Source organism: Deinococcus taeanensis, from assembly GCF_020229735.1.
In the GTDB taxonomy this organism is placed as follows: Bacteria; Deinococcota; Deinococci; order Deinococcales; family Deinococcaceae; genus Deinococcus; species Deinococcus taeanensis.
Map to the genome: position 1 here is coordinate 289,823 of NZ_CP083459.1, position 22,263 is coordinate 312,085.

24 protein-coding genes and 2 pseudogenes are annotated in these 22,263 nt (G+C 64.2%); 20 read left to right on the top strand and 6 right to left on the bottom strand.

All coding sequences use genetic code 11. The features are described 5' to 3' along the window. The first annotated feature begins 37 nt into the window (after window positions 1-37). The 10 genes and pseudogenes from LAJ19_RS20915 to LAJ19_RS20955 all read left to right on the top strand — a co-directional run. Window positions 38-460 (top strand): ester cyclase, encoded by a 423-nt coding sequence (locus LAJ19_RS20915; protein ID WP_225524525.1) that lies wholly within the window; start codon window positions 38-40, stop codon window positions 458-460. 22 nt (window positions 461-482) lie between these two features. Further along, window positions 483-620, top strand: coding sequence for a hypothetical protein (locus tag LAJ19_RS20920; protein ID WP_225524527.1), 138 nt, complete (start codon window positions 483-485; stop codon window positions 618-620). Window positions 621-817: 197 nt separating this feature from the next. Continuing rightward, complete coding sequence (locus LAJ19_RS20925; protein WP_225524528.1) at window positions 818-1,318, top strand: RICIN domain-containing protein; 501 nt, start codon at window positions 818-820, stop codon at window positions 1,316-1,318. A gap of 496 nt (window positions 1,319-1,814) precedes the next feature. Further along, window positions 1,815-1,949 carry a hypothetical protein gene (locus LAJ19_RS21815; RefSeq protein WP_255639952.1) on the top strand — a complete coding sequence of 45 codons (135 nt, stop codon included), beginning with the start codon at window positions 1,815-1,817 and terminating at the stop codon, window positions 1,947-1,949. Window positions 1,950-1,974: 25 nt separating this feature from the next. Further along, window positions 1,975-3,492, top strand: coding sequence for a hypothetical protein (locus LAJ19_RS20930; RefSeq protein WP_225524530.1), 1,518 nt, complete (start codon window positions 1,975-1,977; stop codon window positions 3,490-3,492). A gap of 31 nt (window positions 3,493-3,523) precedes the next feature. Further along, window positions 3,524-4,228, top strand: coding sequence for a hypothetical protein (locus LAJ19_RS20935; protein ID WP_225524532.1), 705 nt, complete (start codon window positions 3,524-3,526; stop codon window positions 4,226-4,228). Between the two features lie 159 nt (window positions 4,229-4,387). Next, window positions 4,388-4,900 (top strand): AAA family ATPase, encoded by a 513-nt coding sequence (locus tag LAJ19_RS20940; protein ID WP_225524534.1) that lies wholly within the window; start codon window positions 4,388-4,390, stop codon window positions 4,898-4,900. Window positions 4,901-4,914: 14 nt separating this feature from the next. Further along, window positions 4,915-5,898, top strand: coding sequence for an aldo/keto reductase (locus LAJ19_RS20945; protein ID WP_225524536.1), 984 nt, complete (start codon window positions 4,915-4,917; stop codon window positions 5,896-5,898). A 196-nt stretch (window positions 5,899-6,094) separates the two neighbouring features. Next, the gene (locus LAJ19_RS20950; protein WP_225524544.1) at window positions 6,095-6,508 is read left to right on the top strand and encodes a transposase; all 414 of its coding nucleotides are present in this window, start codon (window positions 6,095-6,097) and stop codon (window positions 6,506-6,508) included. Between the two features lie 11 nt (window positions 6,509-6,519). Next, window positions 6,520-7,075, top strand: a pseudogene (locus LAJ19_RS20955) (IS701 family transposase); the annotation flags it as partial. A gap of 153 nt (window positions 7,076-7,228) precedes the next feature. On the opposite strand, the gene LAJ19_RS20960 reads toward LAJ19_RS20955, so the two are convergent. Then, entirely contained in the window at window positions 7,229-8,917 is a 1,689-nt protein-coding gene (locus tag LAJ19_RS20960) for a glycoside hydrolase family 13 protein (protein WP_225524548.1), read from the bottom strand. Window positions 8,918-9,286: 369 nt separating this feature from the next. Between LAJ19_RS20960 and LAJ19_RS20965 the strand changes: the two genes are divergently transcribed. Beyond that, complete coding sequence (locus LAJ19_RS20965) at window positions 9,287-9,628, top strand: hypothetical protein (RefSeq protein ID WP_225524550.1); 342 nt, start codon at window positions 9,287-9,289, stop codon at window positions 9,626-9,628. 21 nt (window positions 9,629-9,649) lie between these two features. Here the strand turns inward: LAJ19_RS20965 and LAJ19_RS20970 are convergent, their stop codons facing one another. Then, the gene (locus tag LAJ19_RS20970) at window positions 9,650-9,955 is read right to left on the bottom strand and encodes a hypothetical protein (protein ID WP_225524552.1); all 306 of its coding nucleotides are present in this window, start codon (window positions 9,953-9,955) and stop codon (window positions 9,650-9,652) included. Window positions 9,956-10,059: 104 nt separating this feature from the next. On the opposite strand from LAJ19_RS20970, the gene lexA reads away from it, so the two are divergent. From lexA to LAJ19_RS20995, 5 genes are all read left to right on the top strand, one after another. After that, window positions 10,060-10,698: a transcriptional repressor LexA gene (gene lexA / locus LAJ19_RS20975; RefSeq protein ID WP_225524560.1), complete on the top strand. Its 639-nt coding sequence runs from the start codon at window positions 10,060-10,062 to the stop codon at window positions 10,696-10,698. 155 nt (window positions 10,699-10,853) lie between these two features. Beyond that, window positions 10,854-11,912, top strand: a complete 1,059-nt coding sequence (locus tag LAJ19_RS20980) for a DNA polymerase Y subunit UmuC family protein (RefSeq protein WP_225524562.1) — start codon at window positions 10,854-10,856, stop codon at window positions 11,910-11,912. Beyond that, complete coding sequence (locus tag LAJ19_RS20985) at window positions 11,909-12,151, top strand: DUF6504 family protein (RefSeq protein ID WP_225524564.1); 243 nt, start codon at window positions 11,909-11,911, stop codon at window positions 12,149-12,151. The genes LAJ19_RS20980 and LAJ19_RS20985 overlap by 4 nt, the downstream gene beginning before the upstream one ends. Window positions 12,152-12,359: 208 nt before the next feature. Then, a complete protein-coding gene (locus tag LAJ19_RS20990) occupies window positions 12,360-12,719 on the top strand; it encodes a PHP domain-containing protein (RefSeq protein WP_225524566.1) in 360 nt (119 codons plus the stop codon). A 608-nt stretch (window positions 12,720-13,327) separates the two neighbouring features. After that, entirely contained in the window at window positions 13,328-15,124 is a 1,797-nt protein-coding gene (locus LAJ19_RS20995; protein WP_225524568.1) for a hypothetical protein, read from the top strand. Between the two features lie 75 nt (window positions 15,125-15,199). Here LAJ19_RS20995 and LAJ19_RS21000 read toward each other — a convergent pair whose 3' ends face one another. Then, window positions 15,200-16,300: an IS4 family transposase gene (locus LAJ19_RS21000; protein WP_432804266.1), complete on the bottom strand. Its 1,101-nt coding sequence runs from the start codon at window positions 16,298-16,300 to the stop codon at window positions 15,200-15,202. 652 nt (window positions 16,301-16,952) lie between these two features. Here LAJ19_RS21000 and LAJ19_RS21010 point away from each other — a divergent pair. Then, a complete protein-coding gene (locus LAJ19_RS21010) occupies window positions 16,953-17,132 on the top strand; it encodes a hypothetical protein (protein WP_225524570.1) in 180 nt (59 codons plus the stop codon). A 98-nt stretch (window positions 17,133-17,230) separates the two neighbouring features. Here the strand turns inward: LAJ19_RS21010 and LAJ19_RS21015 are convergent, their stop codons facing one another. Next, window positions 17,231-17,728: a hypothetical protein gene (locus LAJ19_RS21015; protein WP_225524572.1), complete on the bottom strand. Its 498-nt coding sequence runs from the start codon at window positions 17,726-17,728 to the stop codon at window positions 17,231-17,233. Between the two features lie 113 nt (window positions 17,729-17,841). Here LAJ19_RS21015 and LAJ19_RS22240 point away from each other — a divergent pair, with 113 nt between their 5' ends. The 3 genes from LAJ19_RS22240 to LAJ19_RS21030 all read left to right on the top strand — a co-directional run bounded on the left by LAJ19_RS22240 (window position 17,842) and on the right by LAJ19_RS21030 (window position 19,807). Further along, window positions 17,842-17,973 carry a hypothetical protein gene (locus LAJ19_RS22240; RefSeq protein ID WP_432804278.1) on the top strand — a complete coding sequence of 44 codons (132 nt, stop codon included), beginning with the start codon at window positions 17,842-17,844 and terminating at the stop codon, window positions 17,971-17,973. A gap of 401 nt (window positions 17,974-18,374) precedes the next feature. Further along, entirely contained in the window at window positions 18,375-19,334 is a 960-nt protein-coding gene (locus LAJ19_RS21025) for an alpha/beta fold hydrolase (protein ID WP_225524575.1), read from the top strand. 188 nt (window positions 19,335-19,522) lie between these two features. Beyond that, window positions 19,523-19,807, top strand: coding sequence for a hypothetical protein (locus LAJ19_RS21030; RefSeq protein ID WP_225524577.1), 285 nt, complete (start codon window positions 19,523-19,525; stop codon window positions 19,805-19,807). A gap of 617 nt (window positions 19,808-20,424) precedes the next feature. On the opposite strand, the pseudogene LAJ19_RS21035 reads toward LAJ19_RS21030, so the two are convergent. After that, window positions 20,425-21,105, bottom strand: a pseudogene (locus LAJ19_RS21035) (IS6 family transposase); the annotation flags it as partial. 534 nt (window positions 21,106-21,639) lie between these two features. Then, on the bottom strand, window positions 21,640-22,089 hold the full coding sequence (locus tag LAJ19_RS21040) for a response regulator (protein WP_225524579.1): 450 nt from the start codon (window positions 22,087-22,089) through the stop codon (window positions 21,640-21,642). Window positions 22,090-22,263 lie beyond the last annotated feature (174 nt).

Genomic DNA, 22,263 nt, shown 5'->3' on the forward strand with positions numbered 1-22,263 from the left:
TTTAGTGTAGTTCAACTACATTCAGTGGAGGTCAGGTATGAACAGTACCGACGTGGTTCGCCAGATGATCGAACGCGCCTTCAACACCGGGGATCTCGGTGCGGTGGACGAGCTCCTCGCACCCGGTGCCGTCGACCACCAGGAGACCCCCGACACCAATTTCAGGGTGCACCTGAAACAGGTCATCAGCATGCTCAGGACCGCTTTCCCAGACCTTCACTTCGAGATTCAACACCTGCTGAGTGACGGTGACATCGTCGCCATGAATTCCGTGATGACGGGCACACACAGCGGCCCGTTCCGCGGCCTGCCCGCGACCGGCCGGAGCGTTCGGGTGCGGCACATGCACTTCGTTCACGTGGTCGGCGGCCAGGGACATGACCTGTGGCACCTGTGGGACATGCCGGAGCTCATGAAACAGCTGACCCCTGAACCCTCCCACGCAGCGCCGGTCCCCTGAAGTCCACGAGGAGGCACGAGTCATGTCATCAGCAGCGGCACCACTCCGCGAGGCGTGCCACCGGCCCTACGGCATTCCGGGATACCACCTGCTGTACCGCCTTGGGGTGACCCCCTGGGACACCAGCCGCGTCCCTGCGGAGTTGGTGCTGGTCCGTTGACTTCTCGGTGGGACATGTCCTGCAGGGACTTCTCACCTCGTTTGTCGACTTCCTGGGCTGTACGTGCTGAACGCCATTTCGCTACGGAGTCAACGGACTTCCACCAGGACCGCTTCGCGTCATGCCGACCGACCCCATCTCTCCGGACGAGGCGCCCTGTCTGCCCGGAGCCCAGACCAGCAGGGCAAGGATCCTCCATGCTTCCACAAGTCCTGACCGCCGCTGCCGGCGCCCTGCTGCTCTCCAGTGCCCTGGCCCAGTCCTCACCCCAGCGGTACTACCGCCTCCAGCTCAAGCTGAATGGCCAGTACCTGGACGCTGACCACTGCACCGCCACCCTGGGCCTGAACCCGGGCTCGTCGTATGCAGGAGGAGCGTGCCAACTCTGGACGCTCGTTCACACGGGCGGCGGCTGGTACAAGATTCAGCTCAAATCCAACGGGCAGTTCCTGGACGCCGACCACTGCGCCAGCCCCGTGACCCTCAACCCCGGCTCGACCTCCGCGGGCGGCGCCTGCCAGTTGTGGCGTTTCGTTCCCGCCGGCGGCGGCTGGTACAAGATTCAGCTCAAATCCAACGGGCAGTTTCTGGACGCCGCCTCCTGCGCCACGCCCATCTCCCTGAATCCAGGGTCCACCTACGCCGGCGGCGCCTGCCAGCTCTGGAAACTGATCCCCGAGTCGGTCCGCATCAACTGACGGCCGGAACTGCATCGGTTGAGGAGAATCGCCTCAAGCCGTGTGCCCTGAGCGACCCCACCGCGACACGCAGGCGGGCAAGGGGGCAGTGCCCGACACTGGGCGAGGTGGTGGGGCGCTGGGGGGCACCGGTTGCCCCGTGTCCTCCGGCCCTCGTCTTTCTCCATCCGCCTGGCTCAGCCCCCGAGGAGGTCACCGCGTGGCGACCACAGAGGAAGATCAAGAAGGAGGGCAGGACCCCACCGGACTGCTCCCGCCTCTGTGCACACTGCCTGCGGGCCGTCCCCACCACCTCCGTCGGGCGCTACTGCGTGAACGACGGCACCCGCCTGCGGCAAGCCTGCTGCCACTGCGGCGCTCCCACTACTTCAAACTCCAGCGCCTCTCCCCTCCCTGGCCCTGGCGACCACCCCACCGCATGAGCGTGAGCGCTCAGCACACCGTCTGACGGCTTTGTCCACCGCCCCCACCCCTCCACCCTCACACCGGAGTTTCCATGACCCGAAGCAACCGCTTCACCCTGCTGCTCTGCCTGGCCCTCCTGCTCGCCGCCTGTGGAGGCGGCGCCCCGACGCCTCAGGCCCAGGGCACCTGGGAAACCAGTACCTGGGATACCGCAGCCTGGCAGTAACCTCTGCCTCCACAGGAGGTCTGACATGAACTTCAAAGGCACCAACAGCTTTCTCCTGGGCGCGCTGCTCTTTCCGCTGGGCGCGCTGGCCGCCGAAACCTTCACCACGTTCCAGCCGGGCACGCCCATCCGGGCAGCCGAGGTCAACGCCAATTTCAGCGCCCTAAAGGCGGGAATTGCCGCTCTGGAATCAGGGAAACAGACCAAACTGACCGCCACGCCCTGCGCGGCCGGTCAATTCGTGCAGGGCGTGACCGAGGCCGGCGCACTGAGCTGCGGAGTCGATCAGATCGGCGCGGCGGGCAGTGCGGGCGTGGCCAGCCTGAACGGCAAGACCGGCAGCCTGGCCCTGGAAGCGGGCACAGGCCTCAAGATCGACAGTGCCCAGGCCGGCAAACTTATCCTGAGTGCCACCAGCACGGGTGGCGGCAGCCTGGCTCTACCCTTTACCGCCACCGCCAGCGGCAACACACCCGCCTTCTCGGTGACCAACGCCGCCGGCATCGCCCTGAGCGGTTCGAGCACCGACGGCCACGCCGTGTACGGCATCAGTGTCAAGGGATACGGGGTCAGTGCGTACTCGGAGTCCAGTTTTGGCGTGGTGGGCTTTACGAATACGGGCGTTGCAGGTGTATACGGCGAATCCAAGGTCAGCGGCGCGGCGGGCGTGCGCGGCGTGAATTCGGTGGGTCCGGGCTCGTCGGGCGTCTGGGGCGAGAGTGTGCCGGGCTCGGGCGTGCGCGGCAGCAGCACCTCGGGCTCGGGTGTGCTGGGCACCGCCGAGAAGGGCTACGGCGTGAAGGGTTCGGTCAGCGCCTCCGGGACCGGCGTCTACGGCGAGAACACCTCTGGCTCGGCCGGTGCCGGGGTCCAGGGCCGCGCAGACCCCGTCAACTCGGTGGGCGTGGGTGGTCTCAGCTCTGCCGGGACGGGTGTGCAGGGCACGAGCGCGAGCGGCACCGGCGTGCGCGGCACCTCCGGGAGCGGCGGCACCGGCGTTGAGGGCGCCGTAACTGGTGCCAGCGGCTTCGGCGTCAAGGGCACGCATGCCAGCAACGGCTTCGGTGTCTACGGCCACTCGCCCAGCGGTGTGGGTGTGGGCGGAGAGTCGTCGGGCAGCATCGGCGTGCAGGGCACCGGGCCGATTGCCATGAAGGCCGTGGGGAACGCGGTGCAGAGCGTCGGTGCGGGCGGCTGGGCCAAGGGTATGGTCATCGTGGACGTGACCAGACCCGCCGGGCAGCAGATTGTGCGCTGCTACAACTCGCAAGTGACAGGCGCCGCCATGACCACCGCGCCCTGTGGGTATTCCATCGAAAGTAGCACCGGGCAGTGGCGCGTCGTGTTCGGCTTCGATACACGCACCACCTTTGCCGCCGCCACGCTGACCGATAACCAGGGTCAGTGTTTCGATCTTCCATGCAAATTTCCTACCATTTCAGGTGTCCTATACGAGAACGATTCAGTCGTCGTGGTGACTCGTTTCGCCGCCAGCTACGCCTACGCCAACCCCTACCAGGGCTTCACACTGATCCTGTACTGAGGGTCAGACGGGGAGCTGCTCAGGAGAATCCATGCCCAGACTCAGACTTCATCTGCTGGCCCTCGCCGCCCTCTCTGGCGCCGCCCTCGCCGCCACCAACTACTCCATCATCGTGAACGGTCAGGTCACTCAGGGACAGGCCATCGTCGTGAATGGCCAGACCTACGTGCCTCTGTCGGCGCTGAAGCGGCTGGGCGTCCAGACCAGTGTGAACGGCAGCACCCTGACCCTGGGCGCCCCGGCCCCGGCCACCGCGCCGGGTGGGGCCAACCAGCGCGCCTCTCTGGAGGGCTGCGTCGGTGAGACGCTGTTCAACGGCATCTGGCGCCTGACCACCCGAAAGGTCGAGCCCATCGGCCCCGATGTCGGCCTCGGCTCCGGCTGGGGCGTCACGGTCGAGCTGCGCAACGGCACCGCGACCAGGACCTCGCTGCACGACACCGGCCTGACCGCCATCGAACTCGTGCAGCCGGACGGCAACACCCTTGTCTTTGAGGAACGCACCGCCGAGGAACCATTCCTGTACAAGGAACTCACCCAGGCCGGCGGCGTGACCTATCAACTGCGGTTTCATGTGCAGGACTCCCGTGCCACGGCCTCTAGCGTACCCAGGCCCGCCAAGCTGGTGGTGCAACTCGATCCCAAACGCCTGACCGCCGGGTACCTGATTGCGGGCAAGGTGGCCTACACCACTCCCACACCAAGCTTCCGGGTGCGCCTCGATTGCCAGAAATAGAGTTGTTCTCCAGGAGAGGGGTCGGCCCTGGGTTCTTCCGGTGCCTCCGCGGTCTGTCCTCTTCAGTGAGATTCACCCACTCCGCTGCGGAGCCTCGCCAGTCGGCCGGTTCCTGGAAATACACGCCTGACACGAACTGCCCCTGCGGACACCCAGGCCATGGGGCAGGCCGACGCCGCCTGGTCAGCCACGCTGCGCCTCGGCTCCGCTGAAGGCACACTGCCCCTCACGCAGGCGATCATCTCCGTCGCCACAGCGCCCAAGTCCAACGCCGCCTACCGCGCGATCACCCAGGCACTGGGCCTGGCCCGGCAACATCCCCACCTGACGCCGCCGCTGCGCATGATGAACGCCCGGACCGACTACCAGGCGGCGCTGAGACGCAAAAGAGACGACGCCTACAACCACAAATCCAGTCGACCTCAATCAGGCCAGACCCCCGGTGAAACGGTGACGTTCGGCTCGCCCTGCCCTGCCCTCCCGCCGACACGCCCTGAGCCCCACCCTCACAGGCCCCCGCCCCACGCGGGGGTTCTTTGTGGAGGCTCTGCCATAGTGAAGTCCAAACCACACGTTGAACCGAGCACCTTCAGTTGGCCGGTGAGCGCGCTATGGTGTCATTTCAGCTGTTCGGCACAGGATTTCCACCCGCGACATTCCGTTTCTCTCTGACGACAGGAGTACGTATGGAACCCAGAAGACTTGGCAAAACAGGGCACCTGATTTCCCCCATCGGTTTCGGCGCCTGGGCGATCGGCGGCACCTGGGGGGCCGTTGACGATGACACCAGTCTCGCCGCGCTGCACCGCGCGCTTGATCTCGGCGTTAACTTTTTCGATACCGCTGACGTGTACGGCGACGGACACAGCGAGCGGCTCCTGGCCCAGCTGCGCCGCGAGCGGTCCGAGCCGTTTGTGGTGGCCACCAAAGCAGGCCGCCGCCTCAACCCTCACACCGCCGCCGGCTACACCCGTCAAAATTTGCAGGCCTTTGTGGAGCGGAGTGTGCACAACCTCGGGGTCGAAGCGCTGGATTTGCTGCAACTGCACTGCCCGCCCACCGAGGTCTACGAGCGCGATGATGTCTACGCGGCGCTCGACGCAATGGTGCAGGACGGCCTGCTGCGGGCGTACGGCGTCAGCGTCGAAACCGTGCAGGAAGCCCTGACCGCCATTGAGCATCCGCATGTCGCCACGGTGCAGATCATTTTCAACGCCTTCCGGCTCAAGCCTGCCGAAGCGTTGTTTGCCGCAGCGCGTCAACATGACGTGGGCATCATCGCGCGGGTTCCTCTCGCCAGCGGCCTGCTCAGTGGCAAGTTGAAGCGCGACACAGCGTTTGCCGAAGACGACCACCGTCACTTCAACCGCCACGGGGAAGCGTTTGACCGGGGCGAGACCTTCTCGGGCGTGGACTACGCCACCGGGCTCGAGGCGGTGGAGCGGTTGCGTCCCCTCGTGCCCGCAGGGGTGACCCTGGCGCAATTTGCGCTGCGGTGGATTCTGATGTTTCCGGAAGTCAGCTGTGCCATTCCAGGCGCCCGGACGCCGCAGCAGGCGGCCGACAACACGGCGGCGGCCGCCTTACCGCCTCTTGACACGGCGCAGCTTCAGGGCGTGAGGGCGGTCTACGACGATCTGATTCGTCCACAGGTTCATTCATTGTGGTAAAGGCAGCTTCGACCCGGCCGGGAGAGGCAGAGAGCTGAAGGGGCGTCAATCCGCAACAAGCCTGTCTGGCCCGGCCGTGGCGTGGCGGGCGGCGGCCTGACCCGGTCAGCGGTGAGTCTGCCTGGAGGGGTGTCATGGCCGGAGCCCCTCTCAGGCCGTCGTTCCTGTGGACTTGCCCCTCACGTATGGGTGCCGCATGCAGATCGTGGTCACCCGGTCAATGGCTGGCGACCTGGTCTGTCTGGCAACCGATTTGCATGCCCAGGACGCCTGTTTGACGTATCGTCTCCGCTGGTCGGTGGAGTGCACGTTTTCTTCGATGAAATCGCGTGGCTTCGACCTGGAACGGACAGGGATGACGCAGGACGATCGCCTTGAGCGGCTGTTCGGCATAGTGACCCTCGCCTGGGTCTGGTGCCTCCGTGGGGGTGTGGATGGGGCGCTGGAGCGCCCCATCCCAATCAAGGCTCATGGCCGCAAGGCGTTGAGCCTGGTCACCGCTGGTTGGGAATGCCTCGCACACACACTCCGGTGGGATCGTCCAGCACGAGTTCCCTTTGTCAATCTCTTCACGACTCGTTTTCCAGCTCCTGGCGCGGTCGGAGGCTAAGGTGTCCGGTACTGAACCCGACACCATCGGAGGAGGCCGAAACCATTGAGACCGTGCTCAGTCAGGAATCCTGGCGACGCGTGATGTGGCGTCAAGGGACGAAAGGACCGCTGAGCGGCACGTTCGCGGCAAAGTACGTTCGGCTGGCGGACGGCAACGAGAATGCCCGGGGGCAGCACCTTCCCCTGGAAGGTGCCTGGGTGATTGATGAGCAATGTGCTCGTGATGAAAATAAGGATTACCTCTGTAATCTGCCGCCTGAGACAGCCTTCGAGCACCTGATTCAGGTCATCAAGCAGCGCTGGGCGTGTGAATTGGGGCTCCGGGAACTCAAGCAGAAGAGGGGTCTGGATCACTTCGAGGGCCGAAGCTGGCAGGGCCTGCATCATCGTGCTCTGCGTGGTGGCCTTGCTGTTCTTGCAATGGCTGCGCCTGTCCCAACCCGATGGCTTGTTAGGGGAGTCCGTCCCCGCGATTCGAAGGGAGATCGCCGGGGATATTCTCCGGCGATTCAGTGCCCATCTTCAATATTGCCCGTGCTGCACAGCATTATTCAGTAGCCCCTGAATTTCCCCGAAGTATAGCTACGCACCACAGCATTGAAGTTCACGCCGACAGCCATCTTCTTGGTGGTACGGGCAGATCCAGGGAACAGGCCTTTGAGCGTCAGCACATGCCCCGCCACCGGGTCCGGCGGCCGTCCCTGGTTGGCCTGACTCGTCAGCGGGCCTTCAGAACCACGGCCTGGTAGGGCTGCAGCAGCAGGGCATTGACAACGTCAAGCGTGCGGTAGTTGTTGCTCAACACCGCGCCGCCCATGAATTCGTCCGGAATCGCGTAATGAACAGGCTGGTCACTGAAGTTCGCGGCAACCAGCAGCCGCGTAAGGCTGTCATCCCGGATGTAGGCAAAGACGCTCGGATGATCCTCGTCCAGAAGCGTGAACGTTCCGTCCCGCACGACGGTCAAGGATTTCCGCAGCGCGATGGTCTCACGGTAGTGATGCCACACCGACGCCGGGTCTGCCTGCGCCGCTCGGGCATTGACATCCGGGAAATTGGGGTTCACGCCAATCCATGGGGTTCCGGCGGTGAAACCCGCGTGCACTGAGTCGTCCCACTGCATGGGCGTGCGTGCATTGTCGCGGCCGCGCGCCCAGACGGCCGCCAGGATGCGCTCATCGTCCCAGCCGTGTTCGTCTCGCAGCACGCGGCTGGCGTTGATCGTCTCGATGTCGCGGTAGTGGTCCAGGCGCTGGAAACTGACGTTGGTCATTCCCAGCTCCTGCCCCTGGTAGATGTAAGGCGTCCCCTGCAGAAACAAGAGCACCGTGCACAGCATTTTCGCGCTCTCCACACGGAACTCGCGGTCGTGACCAAAGCGAGAGACGGCCCGGGGCTGATCATGGTTGTCCCAGTAGAGGCTGTTCCAGCCGCGGCCGTACAATTCCGTCTGCCAGCGCGAAATGATGCGCTTGAGTTCCGGCAGGGTCCAGGCCTCGTTGCCCCACTTGCCGCGGTCGGCGCGGTCGTCACCGATAAAGACGTGTTCGAAGTGAAAGACCATGTTCAGCTCATGGCGGTCCTCGCCGCTGTACAGCGCGCCCTCCGCCGGCGTGACGCCCGGTGTTTCACCCACGGTCACGACGTCGTACTGGCTCAGAACCTCGCGGTGCATCTCCTGCAGGAACTCATGAATGCGTGGCCCGTTCAGGAAGTGCGGCTGCCCGTCCGTGAGGTCCGTGCCAGGAAGAGGGTGACCCTCCGGGAAGTCCTGCGGCTTGGACAGCATGTTGATGGTGTCCATGCGCCAGCCACTGATGCCCTTGTCAAGCCAGAACCGCATCATGTCGTAGACCTCGCGCCGCACCAGCGGGTTTTCCCAGTTGAGGTCCGGCTGCTTGCGGCTGAACAGGTGCAGGTAGTACTCGCCGCTGGGCTCGTCGAATTCCCAGACACTGCCGCTGAAGTACGACTGCCAGTGGTTCGGCGGGTTGCCGTCATGCGGCGTGCGCCAGACGTACCAGTCGCGTTTCGGTGAGTGCCTGCCCGAGCGCGATTCGACAAACCAGGGATGCTCGTCGCTGGTGTGATTCACCACCAGATCCAGCATGATTTTCAGGCCGCGCGCGCGGGCTTCCCGGACAAGTTCGTCGAAGTCCTCCATGCTGCCGAACTCCGGCATGATGGTGCGGTAATCGCTGATGTCGTAGCCGTTGTCGTCATTGGGCGACGTGAAGATCGGCGAGATCCACACGATGTCGACGCCCAGCCGGGCGAGGTAGTCGAGCCGCGCCGTAATACCGCGCAGATCACCGACGCCGTCGTCGTTGCTGTCCTGAAAGGACCGGGGATAGATCTGATAGACGACGGCGTCCTTCCACCAGGGAGCAGGCGTGAGGTGGGGCATTGTCCACACTTACCACGTGCAGGCTGCGTCACCGCGTTACGATGAACGACTTCGTAACGGTGCCAGGGCAGGCGGCATGCTGACACCCCGTGCGGGGCTCAGTGCTCAACAGGTTCTTTGGATGCCCGAAAAAGCGCCAGCGATACGCGAGAACAATGGGCGTCTGCTGGGGTCAGCACGCCTGGCCTGGTTCCTCCCCTCACGCCAACGGCTTCTGGTGGCCTCACTCAGCCCAGGGGGCACCAGGATCAAGGCTCCGGTGCTGGGCTAGTTGCGCGTCAATAAAAGGCAAAGTCAGGGCGCTGGGCACCGGACCGAGATGACAAACGGCCGAATCAGGAGTCGCGCACTGACAGGTACCCTACGGGCATGCAGGCTTCTCCTGACCCTCTTTCCTTTGTTCTTTTACAAGCTCGAAATGACAAGCCGCACGGCGTGACGTTGGTGCTGGAACCCTGGGGGGAAGAGGTCGTGCTGCTGAGCGGTGTGACGGTGACCGTGACAGTTCGTGGCGTGCGTGCAAGAGAGGTCGAGCTCGTTTGGGGGGAGCGGGACGTGACGCTTTTCGCGGCGCCAGGGAGCACGGTTGAGGTGGAAGACGAGCAGGGGGTACACCTGACCGAAATTGTTCTTCCTGTTCCGGGTCTTCCGGAAGGAATGTCGACGCGTGCGTTCGTGAGCCAGGTACTCACAGGCGAGCATGACACCTGACCTGTCGCATGGGAATACGCCTCATTCCACGTCGCTGAGGTTCTCCAGCACTTCGGTCATCACGCCCTGCATCCAGGCGCGGACCACCGGCGCCTTGTCCGGGAAGGTTCCGTGCAGACGGATGTCGGGGGCGGCGCCGATCTGGAAGGTCACTTCGGTGTCCTCGCCGTACCGGGCCTGCGCGGCGCGCGTCAGGTCGGCGTGCATGAGGGCGCCGATCCTGAGGGGGTCGGGGCCGGGCGTGCGGACCACAGTGCCTTTCTCGTAGCGTTTCTGTTCGGTCCGGACCATCCGGATCTCGATGCGGCGGGTGCAGGTCTCCTCCATAAAGGTCTCCCCCAGGACGGCGGACTTGACGCGGAATCCTGGTGTCGGTCACCATACACGAAACTATCAATCTTTTCTTTGATAGTTTCTGGAGACACCTGACCATGCCCCCCCGCCTCACCCCCCTTCGCCAGAACCTGCTGCGCCTGATCGTCCGCCTCACCCGGGAGGCAGGTGGGCCGCCCAGTGCCGCCGAACTGGCCCGCGCCGCCGGCCTTACCGAAGGCACCATCTCCTTTCATCTCAAGGCCCTCACCACCCTTGGCCTGATCGAACGCACCGGCGCCCGCGGCCGCCTGCACCTCACCGACCAGGCCCGGCTCGCCATTCAGTCGGGGATTCCCATCTACGGGCAGGTCGCTGCGGGCGCCCCGATCCTCGCGGAGCAGACCCCCGATCACGTTACACCCAGCCTCGACGACCTGCTCGGCGTGAAAGAAGGCGACTTTCTCCTGCAGGTCCGCGGCGAATCCATGACCGGGATCGGCGTCATGGACGGCGACTACGTCCTCGTGCGCCCCGCACCGGAAGTGCTCGACGGCGAGGTGGCGGTGGTTCTGATTCCCGGTGAGAACGCCGCGACGCTCAAGCGGCTGTATCACTTTGCTGAGGACGTCATCCTGATCAGCGAGAACCCGGCCATGCCGCGCATGACCTTCCCGGCCAGTGAAGTCCAGGTGCAGGGGCGCATGATTGCCCGGCTTGGCATGGCTGGCCCCCGGCCCCTGGCGCGGAGGCCCTGACCGTGGCGGGACGCGCGCCGAGTCTCACCGCCTGCGTCCTGCTGAGCCCCTGGCCGCTTGAACACGTCCGCTGTCAGCACCCTGGGGTGCCCGCCGCTGTCCTGAATGCCGCCCACAGAGTTGTTCAGTCCTGTCCGCTCGCGCAGCAGGCCAGCGTGCAGCCCGGTCTGCGCGAGACCGCGGCGCTGTCGCGCTGCCCGGACCTGCATGCGGCGCTCGTGCCGGCGCCGGAAGCGCAGGCCACCTGGCATGAAGTGCTGGAACAGCTGTACGCCCGCTTCAGCAACCGCGTCGAGGGGCGAACCCCCGGCGTTGCCTTTCTCACCGTGGGCGTGGGGGCCGCCCGGGACCTTGCCGCGGCGCTGCACGCGCCCGTCGGCCTGGCCGCCAGCTGTGAACTGGCGCACCTCGCGGCCCTGCGGGCTCGTCCGGGCGAGGTGCACGCGGTGGGCGCCGGGACTGCGGCGGAGCAGGCCTTCTTGCAGGTGACGCCGCTCGGGCACCTGCAGGTTCTGGGCGTTCCGCTCTGCGTCCTTGAGCGGCTGGCCTTCCTGGGCCTGCGGGACCTCGGCGGCGTCATGGCGTGGCGACCCGGGCAGCGCGAAGCCTTTCTGGGCGTCGACGTCGGCCGGCGGGTCAACCGCTTCCTGAACGGCGAACGGACTCCCGGCGTCGGGAAGTACCACGCCGGACAGCTGCTCGAAATGTCACTCGCGTTCGACGTTCCCCTGACGGAACCGGCGCCGGCGCACGCGGCGCTGGGGGCCCTGCTGCCGGAGCTGCGCGCGGCCCTGCGCGGGCGGCTCTCCGCCACCCGGCAGCTGAAGTGGCCGCTGGACGGCGCCGCCCTCACCCGCGTGGCCGGCCTGGCCTTCGGGGAGACCGGGGCGCTGCCGCTGGGCGTGGACCGCCTGACCGTGACCCTCGGCGGCCTCGCGCAGCCTTCGCGGATGGTCGGCCTCTGGGCTGGGGTGGCGGAGCTCAAGGTTACGAAAGGCGTTCTGGCGCGCTTCCCGGACGCGCTCGTGCGGGTGGAGTGGCTTGACCCCTGGGCGTACGCCACCGACGCGCAGTACGCCTGGGTGGACTGGGTGACCGGCGACGTGCGCCCGGGCCGCATGACGCCCCGGCACGCGTGGCGGCCGCCTCCCGCGCAGGCGCATGAGCGCGTGGTGCAGGGCGTGCTGGCCTTCCTCGAGGGGCGTGACCCGTGAAGGCGTACCAGGATGAGGTGCAGGTGGACTGCCGGGCTGGCCAGCCCCGCCGGCTGATCTGGAACGGTCAGGTGTACGCCGTGCAGTCGGTCATGGACCGCTGGCGGTATGGCGGGCGGTGGTGGCTGGGGGAGGTGCCGCGCACCTGCTACCTCGTGCAGGCGGGCGCCCTGACCGCGGAGCTGCACCGCGAGGACGGCGAGGGGGGACGCTGGTGGCTGGCACGCGTTCAGGACTGATTCAGGGCCGGAACGTGCTGCAGGATCAGGCTGAGGCCCCGCACGGTCACCTGGGCGCGACCCGGTCAGGCCTGCACCTGCGTCCCCTCCCCAGGGCTGTGCGGCAGGCCCACGGCGGCCACGGTCTGGCGGTGCTGCGCGGCCCAGGTGGTGGCATGGGTCGGTCGCTTCCGTCCGGTCCGCAGCGTCTCGCGGGTCAGGGTTGCACATGACCACGCCGACGGTCCTGGGCGCGCTGCTGACCTGCCAGTCCTTCTTTTCGGAAGGGCGGTCCACGGTCAGTCCACGCCAGCTGGTGCAGACCGCCAGGCGCGCGGGCTTCACGGCCGTCGGGCTGGTGGACTGGTGCAGTGTCGCCGGCGCCGTCGAACTCTGCGCCGAAGCGCACGAGCACGGCCTGGGCGCGGTCATCGGTGTGACGCTGCCCGTGCTGAAGCGGTGTTGCTGCGTGCGGAGGTACTGCTGCTCAGTCTGGAAGGGCAACAGGGCATGGCTCTGGAACGTGCCCAAACGCTGGTCGCACATGCCCGCCGCCATGAAATGCGCGAATGGCTTGGTCACGGACTGATGCTGCGTGCTGGGTTTGACGCAGCAGCCGAGGCAGCCCCTCTATGGCAAGAAGCGTTGGAGATCGCCCGTGCTGAGGGCCTACTGGAGTTGCAGTGCCAGGTCGCCTCAGCTCTGGCTAAGGTGTCACACGAACCGAGGCTGCGGCCGGAGGCATTACAGACCCGTGGATACCTGGACGCCCAAATCGTCCTGTACGAGACAGGGCAGTCAGAGGGGAATCGTCTGCATTAGCGTGAAACGCTTGGGAACCGCGGAATTAGTCCCCTCAGCTCATCGTGGGCCAGAAGACCGTCGTAGAGAGCGTTTATACGCCCGCTCCTGACCCCGGCCACCTGAGACGCTGGTGAAACGCGTCAGCAGGCAACCTGATGGTGTGCCGTACGATCCGTGGTTCAGAGGGAAGGTTGCTTACATCCTGCGCATTGAGCGTGAGGGGGCGCGCCTGACCCTGCACCTGTAGGACCTTCGCAGCCGGAAGCAATGGCACTTCCGCTCCTGGGAGGAATTACAGCAGCACGTTGAGCGTCGGCCGCTCCAGACACTGCGTTGAGCTGTGAGTGGTCGAACGGAATACAGCCGATCTGTATGGGGAAAGGGGAGGACGATATGAACAAAATCCTGATTTGGAGTGCGCTGACACTGGGACTGGCGAGCTGTAATGGAGGGGGAACGACTGATGGTTACCTCCCGCCCAGTCCAGTGGTGGCGCGGGTTGAGATTGACCAGCCATCGCTGCTGCTGACAGGCACCGGGAAATCGGTACCCATCACAGCCAGTGCCTACGACGCCAGTGGGAAGAAGCTCAGTACGCCGGTTCAGTTCGAATCGTCACGGCCGGAGGTCGCGGCCGTGGGCGCTGATCAGGTGCAGGCTCTGACGGTCGGCTCGACCCAGATTACGGCAGTCGCGGGATCAGTGCGCAGCCGTCCAGTCATCGCGGCAGTAGCCACTTTGAACAGTGACGTGACCGAAGTAGCGGCCGCCAACGTGCTGGCTGGGCCCAACTTCGTGGGACTAGCACCCGATCAGGCCCCCACGGTCGGCAGCCAGTACACCGTGGTGGTTCAGAACCTGACTCCTACGCTGGGCAAGAAGTGGTTCAGTCAGGGACGGTCCAGCAATGATCAGGGTGGGCAACGCCTGCAGGGCAAGATCGTGAATGTGCAGGATTATCCAGGCGGCGGCAAGCTCGTGACATTGGAAGTCACGCCCTACGAGGAGATCTTCAGCAAGTTACTGATTGACGAGGAGATCAATTTCTCAGGTGCGCCTGACACTGTCCCTCCAGGCTTCGCGCCTCAGGCTTTCGTCGGAAATGGGGCCGTTGAATGTGAACTGAGCGACGTTGGGACCACACCGCCGATCACGTTGGCCGTACCCACGATGAATATCGGCTTCAATACGGACGAGTCGAGGACAGGCATCCGGGTCAACGTCGGCTTCGGGAGCGAGAATGTCGTGAAGGTGCGCTTTCGCGGCACGTTGGACGCGAGCCTGGCCTTGTCTGGCCGCATCACTCGCAATTTCAGCGGCTCGGTCGACTGCCGCACCCGTATTCCCATTACCCGGAATATTGCCGGAATCCCACTGCCGTTGTTTACGAGCCTGACCAGTGAGCGGGGACTGGGCGTGAAGTTCTCCGGTGACTTCAGCGGTCCAGACACGACGTTCGAGGCGCAAGGCGGGTTGAGGGTCGCACTGGATCTGGGGGCCAGTCTGAACCTCAGTAGCGGTCAGATCACGCGGTTCAACACCGTTACGCCCACTCCTTCAGGAGTGCTGCAAATGAGTTCGGGAGATGAGGTGACGCGTTTTGACGCCTCGGCCGAAGCCTACGTCTTCGACAACTGGATCCTGCGTGCCGGGCCGGCCGCTTTTGACCTGTGGGTCGACAAGAATGGCATTCGCCAGGTGGCCGCACTGGTGTCCGTACCGCAGCAGATCACATCCGGCACTCGCAACACGCTGAAGCTGGAAGGCTTCGGACGCAATGGGCCGGGCCGCGAGTTCGATAATTTCCTACGCTTCTTCAACGCCCGTGAGCTCGCCCCAGCCACCGAAACGTACACCGACATGATCCGTGCCGCCCCTTTCACACTCGACATCTTCAATTGCAACGCCATGAGTACAGCTCCGACCCGCGCGCTGTGCGTGACCCGCTTCACTGAGCGCAGCTACCCGGTTCTGGGAGACAACATCTTGAAGCTTGAGGTGTGGGTGCGGCGTGGCACTGCTGTTCCTTTCCTCTTGACGCAGGACACGAGCGTCTCGGCCTCGACCATCACCACCTTCACCCCGGCGGCCACCGCCCTGCAGACGGGTGACACGTGCTTCCTGGCGGTCTACACCAAGGCCATGCCGATCGTCGGGATGGTTACAGGCAACGGGACAAGCTGCCTATAAGAGGGATGAATGACCCGGTAAGGGTTATGAAATTGCAACACCTTGGTGGAGTATCAGTTTGGGATGGGGGCTTGCTCAGCACCGGACACCTCGGGAAACTGATGTGCTGGCGGTTGGAAATGGCATCCCAAGGAGCCGCAGGCAGTCCCAGAAGTTATCGCCGCCCCACCGCGCCGCCTGAGTGAGAATCTGCCACCCGATCCGCGTCACGCTCACGACCGCTCGCCCGCGCTTGTCCCGTCGAGGGGACTGGGTCGCTCCCCGCTGCGCCCCCACCCGGGTCATCCAGGCCAGCGCGATACACAGCAGTCCGAAGAGCCGAGAGATTCGTTCTGGCGCTGTCATGTGCGTGGCCTCCAGATTCAGCCCTCGAGATTTCAAGGCGGAAAACGCCGATTCAATCGCCCACCTGAGCCGATAGGTGTTCAGTACGTCCAGCACGGGCAAATCGGATGCCACGATCACCCTGTCCCCCGCGGGGGACAGGGTGATGACCACGTGCATCCAGCCCCCATACACCCACGTCCGTTCGAACAGGGCGCGCACCTGTCCCGGTTGCCGCGTCGTGAACAGGTCTCGCACCAGTTCATCGGAGGTCCTGGTGTTCTCCCGGATGCGGAGACACTGCTGGATGCGTTTCCAGCGTAGGAACGAGCACCACTCGCGCCCCACGAACTCCCGGTCCGCGATCAACACGGCCCAGTGCCGGGAAGGTAACACCTTGAGCAGACGAGCGACCAGGAGGATCCGGGCAACAGCTGCACTGCTGCCTTGATGGGGCTGGATCGACCAGACGAGGGGAATCACCGCGCCCCCAAGCAGAACGCCCAAGACGAGGATGTTCAGCGGCGTCTGACCGTCGTGCCACGTCGTGCGGTCCATGATCAGGGTGAGCTTGCCGTCGGGCAGCAAGGGAAGCAGGACGCCACAGACGTCCTGCTGAGTGAGTTGAGCATCGTGGAAGACCCGGGCAACCGTCCGGGTCTTGGATTCCAGGGTTGCCGCTCTGGGGAGATGGAGCGCGATCTTGCGGTGGAGCGTGGATTCAGCCTGGAGGACGGCCAGGAGGACTTCCGCGAGCCGCCTCAGAGCATCGAGGCGGCGATGAGGGAGATGGGCTTTGAGGTGGGCAGCCAGCGTGTCAGCATGCAGTCGGGCGGTCTCTGAGCTCGTCACAGACCCAGATACCGCCCCTTGTCATGCTCCACTGCGTTCAGGACGCCATTTCTGGCGAAGTGTCAGGTGCTGAGGTAGAAACCAGAACATGCGAAATGGTCTACAATTCTAGCTACCAATGCGTACAATCATACTGCCGTTGAAAGTTGCCGCCTGGCTAGTTCTCCTCGGATTGTGGGCATTTTGCGCCTATTCGACCTTGGTAAAGGGCACGAACACTCTTTATCTCGCATTGCTGACTTCAATAGCCGGATACTTTATCTTTAAAATGTTGAGTAAGTTCACTGGCAAATAAAAGTAGCTTAGTGCCGGATATCCTGACCGCCTGACAGAAATTATAAGAAAGCGTCCCCTACCGGGGACGCTTTCTGTTTGTGAAAACAGAGAGTCTGTGATTACGCGTTAGGACTTTGTTGGCGAATTCGGGGATAGTCAAATTCATGACTCAGGTTCACACTGAGCCATGAGCCTAGAAGCCATCCCAATAACGGGAGTGACGACGTCGTGCTGCTCCATACCTCATGGAGCCCCAGCAGCATGGTCCGGTGGAATTGATTGATCACCCCGTTTAAAGTAAGTCTGAAAAATGTGCTGGCGCAGGTCTTCCCAGGAGCATAGTCCGTGCACGGCAGAGGTCGGAGGTGGGGCGCTCATGCCTCAAGCTGCGTACCCAAACGATTTAACCAAAGCCGTGTGGAACGTCCTTTTTCCTCTTCTTCTGCTGCGTTTCATCAAGGTAACCGAGGGGCGCAACCCGTTCGGGATCATTGGCGATGCACTTCAGGCTCACGCGAGGGCGCACCATCCTGAAGTGCTGGATCGCTCCGGCTGAACTGGGCACTGGCCAACGCTGGTGATGTTCCAGGTCGACGTCTGCGAGACCACCGTTGCTGAATGGCAACAACGATGCCTTGTGATCGCCCTCCCTGCTCAGGTGTTCCGCTGAAGTTCGCGGATGAAGGTCACCAGTTCCTTTCCCTCAGGCGAGTCCAGTTTCCAGGCGGCCACCTCAGCCAACATCGACGGCACACCTGCATCCCGCGTCTGAAGCAGGGTCAGCAATGCCTGTCGCTTCACCCCTATCCCCCGATCGGAACGGACCAGTGCCATCAACAGAGGGACCGACGCCGCGTCTGCCCACCCATCAATCGACCAGCAGACCTCAGTCAGGAGGGCGTCCGGCCCGCCAGCAGCCAGCACTCGGTTTGCAAAGGGTGCAGGCCGTTCAGCGACCACGGCCCGGCCCACCTGATACAGCATGATCTGCAGCTCTGGCTCAGCGGTCGACAAGCGCTCGAACACCGCATCCAACACCCCAGCACGGGTCTTGTCTGACCATGCGTCCATGGTGGCTGTGAACCAGCCCAGGCGATTCTCGTGCCGGGCCATCAACAACACATCTACGAGCGCATCGTCCGTCATGGTCATCAGGAGAGCACAAGCACGCCCAGGACGCCTGTTTGACCTACCAACTTCGCTGGTCCGTGGAATGCACGTTCTCCTCAATGAAATCCCGCAGCTTCGATCTGGAGCGGACGGGCATGACGCACACAGATCGTCTTGAGCGACTGTTCGGCATCGTGACCCTCGCCTGGGTGTGGTGCCTGTGTGTGGGCGTGAATGGGGCGCTCAGCGCCCCATCCAGATCAAAGCCCATGGCCGCAAAGCCCTGAGCCTGGTCACGGCTGGAACGATTGGCACACGCACTCCAGTGGAATCATTCAGCACAAGTGACGTTTGCAAACCTCTTGGCGTCTGGTTTTTCAGCCCCTGGCGCACTAGCAGGACAAGGTGTCCAGTACTGAACTATCCACCAGCGAAAGAAGCGCAGGTGCAAGGCATTCTCGGGAGTGATTTCAGTGCGGCGGCCAACTGGTCATGGGGCAGGTCATCAGTGACGTTGAGCGGCGTGACACTTGTCCCGAGCCGATCATGACGGAGACCGTACATTGAATGAACTGAATGAACGTTCAGCTTGCTAAAACGGATTCCAACTCCTTGGCCTGTCGCCATCACAGACGACGCCAACCCACGCCTCCCCCGTTCCCCCTAACTACTCACCTCCAGGAGCCCCATGCGCAGACGTTCCCTCGTGCTCCCCTTCGCCGCGGCTGGCATCCTGCTCAGCGCCTGCGCTTTCATGCCACTGGCAACCCCGTCCACCGACTCCCCCTTCCTGAAGCGGATGCAGGCAGCGGAGCAGAGCCACACACTCCACCTCCCCGAAGTGGACCTTCACTACCTTCAGCTCGGCCAGGGCCCCCCCGTCGTGATGCTCCCCGGCGGCGGCTCCTGGGCCTACGACTTCTACGACCTGGCATCACGGCTCGCCACCAACCACACCGTCTATATTCTGGACACCCCGGGAAACGGCTACACCGTCCCTGCTCCATCCACCGACCTGAACAGGCTCTACACCCTCGAAGGGATCAATGCTGTACTCCTCGAATTCATGCGGGCCAAAAAGCTTGAGCAGGCCGACTTCATCGGCAATTCGTGGGGCGGCGGGTTTGGCCTGTACTTCGCCGAGCGGCACCCCGAGCGCGTGCGGCGCTATGTCTCCCTAGCAGGCACCGGACTGAACGACCCCGCCACCTTCCTCTGGCGCCTGAGACATGTGCCCCTCCTGGGGGAAGCACTGGTCAACCTCTCGGCATACAGACCCCTACTGGCCTGGGGCCTGCGTCCCATGTACCTGCCGGGCGCCCCTTCAACCGAGGACATCGACGAGATGTACCGCCCCTACATACGTCCCTGGAACCTCCATTCGCAACTGTTGATCTACCGCAACGTCGATTGGGCAGCCACTAGACAGGGCCTGACGGCCCTGAAGGCCCCGACGCTGGTGATTTGGGGCGAGCAGGACGACGTACTCGATGCCCGGCGCAATGAAGCCCTGTGGCGCACGCTTCACCCCGCAGCCCGCGTAGTGGTCCTGCCTGGCGCCGGGCACCTCCCCCACCAAGGGAATCTGGATGAAGTGTTTCAGCTCATTCAGACGTTCCTGGTCGAGGAAATCCGGGGGGCCTGGTGAACCCACCTGAGCCCCGCCCCCGCAATGCCGCCCCCACCCGCGACATAATCCTGACTGCCGCGACGCATCTCTTTGCTGCGCAGGGCTTTGCCGCGACCGGCATGTAGGACATCGCCACTGCTGCCGGCGTCGCCCGCGCCACCCCCAGCTACTTCTTCGGCTCCAAGGCGCTGCTCTGGCGGGCGGTCATGGACGCCCAGGCAACTCTGGTGGCCGACATCGTCCCAGGCCTGCTGAACGCCGTCGGACCGCACGCCACCCGCGACACCCTGCGAGACGCGCTGCTGGACCGTCTGCTGCACTTTCATCAGGAGCATCGGGCAGCCCTGCGGCTGATCCAGTGGGCCGAGCTCCAGGAACGCCCGGCCCACCAAGCCGCAGTGCAGAGCACCCCTCAAACGCTTCAACGGATGTCCCCGGTCCTCCGGGCATGTCTCAAGACTATCAATGCCAATCTGCCGCGTGATCAATAAGCCCGTGTGTCTCCACCATCACCCCCTCCTTTCTGAACGGGGTTTTCTGCGGTAGCCATCCGGTGACCAGCGCCCCTCGATCCCAGCGTCATCCACCTGAAAATCAGGATGTACCGGTTCCCTGAAGGACTGCTGTAAAGGTTCCAGCCGCAGTCCAGAGAGATGTTGCGGGGTGCATTCCAGCTTCCACTTTCGTCCACTTCTCCCACACACATCTCAGTGGGGTTGATCGACGGCATCCGGGGGTTGCGTGGGTTCCCGCCCATGGTGGTCATGGTCAAGCGGGCCGGGACAACTCCCGTGAATTCCCGCACCATCAGATCGATCATTTTCTTCCGGGTGGCCAGCGGCATGCGCATCCACGGCGCCTGATCGGCGAACACCTCCACCTGCATCAGGGTTCCATCGGGAATGCGGCGCGCCCAGACGCTCAGGCCTGACGCCGCGGGCACCGCGTACCCATACACCATGCCGGGAGGGCTTCCCCGGCCGGTGTACAGCTCACCGGGGTATTTCTCCACCGGTTGTGGCAAGTTGTTGGCGCAGGGGCGGTGAAAGGATAACCGTGACGCAGATGGCCTGATATTCAGGCCGCCCGCTTTTACCAGGTCGCGCCAGAGCTGAAACGCCCGTTTCTGATTGTGGCGGCGGTGATGAGCGCGAACAGGACAGCGGGCTGGGTGAGGCAGATTCGCGATGCGGGCGTGCACGTCGAGAAAGCCTTGGGCGCGTCGTCGTGACCTGAATCCGCGTTGCTGGCATTCTTGTCGTCGTGTCGGTCCGTGGGATTGTTCCACGAGGGTGTTGCATCGGGCCATGGAGATCACCTGGACGTGCGCCACAGCGTAGAGCACGGGAAGCTCCCGAATGGCCGCACCATAACTCCAGAGCTTCTCGGTGTGAATGATCGCGGGGTTATGGTGTGCTCTCAGCAGTCGCTGGAAGAACGCACTGGCTGCCTCGGTGTCACGGTGTCGCTGAAGAAAGACGTCGAGAACAGTGCCGTTTTCATCGACCGCCCGCCAGAACCAGTGGGTGATGCCGCCCACGTCCAAGGGCATGTCATCAAGAGGCCACCGGGAACCCCGGCGGGGTTCCCGGTGGCGCGGAACCTGGGCGAAGCGGTCGCCAAATTGTATGCACCAGGTGCGGATGGATGCCCGGGTCACGCAGATTCCGCGTTCCAGGAGCAGTTCTTCGACATTTCGATAGTTCAGCGTGAACCGGTGAGAGAGCCTGACAGCGTAGCCGATCACATCGAGGGGGAACCGGTCCCCTGGAAGCTTCTGACCGTTCAGCACCGGATAACCCGACGCCAACAACTTGCCACAACCGGGTGTCTGTCAGCGCCGGCCTTCAAGGGCACCCCGGAGTGTTGAACCGGAAGGGGGCTGCGGGCATCGGCTGGTGCCCGCCTTCCCTCAGGGGCGGCCGTCTGACGCCCGCGCTGACAGGCCACTGATGTGGATGACCGTGATTCAGCGGTCCATGTAATCCCCCGGCAGGCTGCCCGCCCGGCACGGCCTGCCGGACCGTGACGCCTCCCGCCCAGGCCTCCTGGCCGGGAGGCGATGCATCACAGAGGCAGACCTGAACGGCTCCGCCCGGCACGACAGACATCCTCTGCCTCTCACACGGCGCCCGTGGCGGCCTTCCCGCGCGGCTTGATCCGGGCACTCCGCCCGGAACGTCAGTGGCCTGCTGAGGCCCTGGGCAGCTTCAGCAGGGGGCTGTCTGCCAGACTCGCCCACGACCCAGGAGGGTCCGGGGCTGTCGGCGCTGAACAGGCCGCGCTACTGCCGAGTCCCAGGGGTGCACCGGGGCGGTGCGGGTTAGTCCTGCAGGGCTGCGCGCGACAGGCGGCCAGGAAAGCGGGTGTGGCGGCAGTACCGCACGAGCGCGCCAATCTGCTCGACCAGCGTGCTGAACGACAGGGGCTTGACCCAGTACGCCCCTGCCAGCAGTTCGTACGCACGCCGGATGTCCGCAGGACTCTCGGACGTCGACAGCACCATGACCGGCTGGCCGCGCAACTCCGGGTCATCCCGGATCGCGTGCAGCACCTCCAGGCCACTGAGGCCCGGCAGGTTCAGGTCCAGCAGAACCACGTCGGGCAGCTCATTCAGATGAGCGCGCAGCCAGGCCAGGGCGTCGGTGCCGCTCGGGCAGTGGTGCAGGACCACGGCGTCCGTCATGGACGCAAAGGCTTCCTCGGCCAGCATGCAGTCCGCAAGCTGGTCCTCGACAAGGAGCACTTTCAGCGGCGCTGGGCGGTGGGACATGCTGAATGCTCGCACAGGCTCCCTGACATAAATCGCACGGCTCACATCCATGACGGTGACTGAGCAGGGCGGATTCAGCAGCCCCGTGGCACACGAGGGACACCAGTCAAAAGCATGACCTGGCGCAGGGAACTGCCAGCCACCCGTGGCCTGCCGGGAGAATTCGCAGGGAAG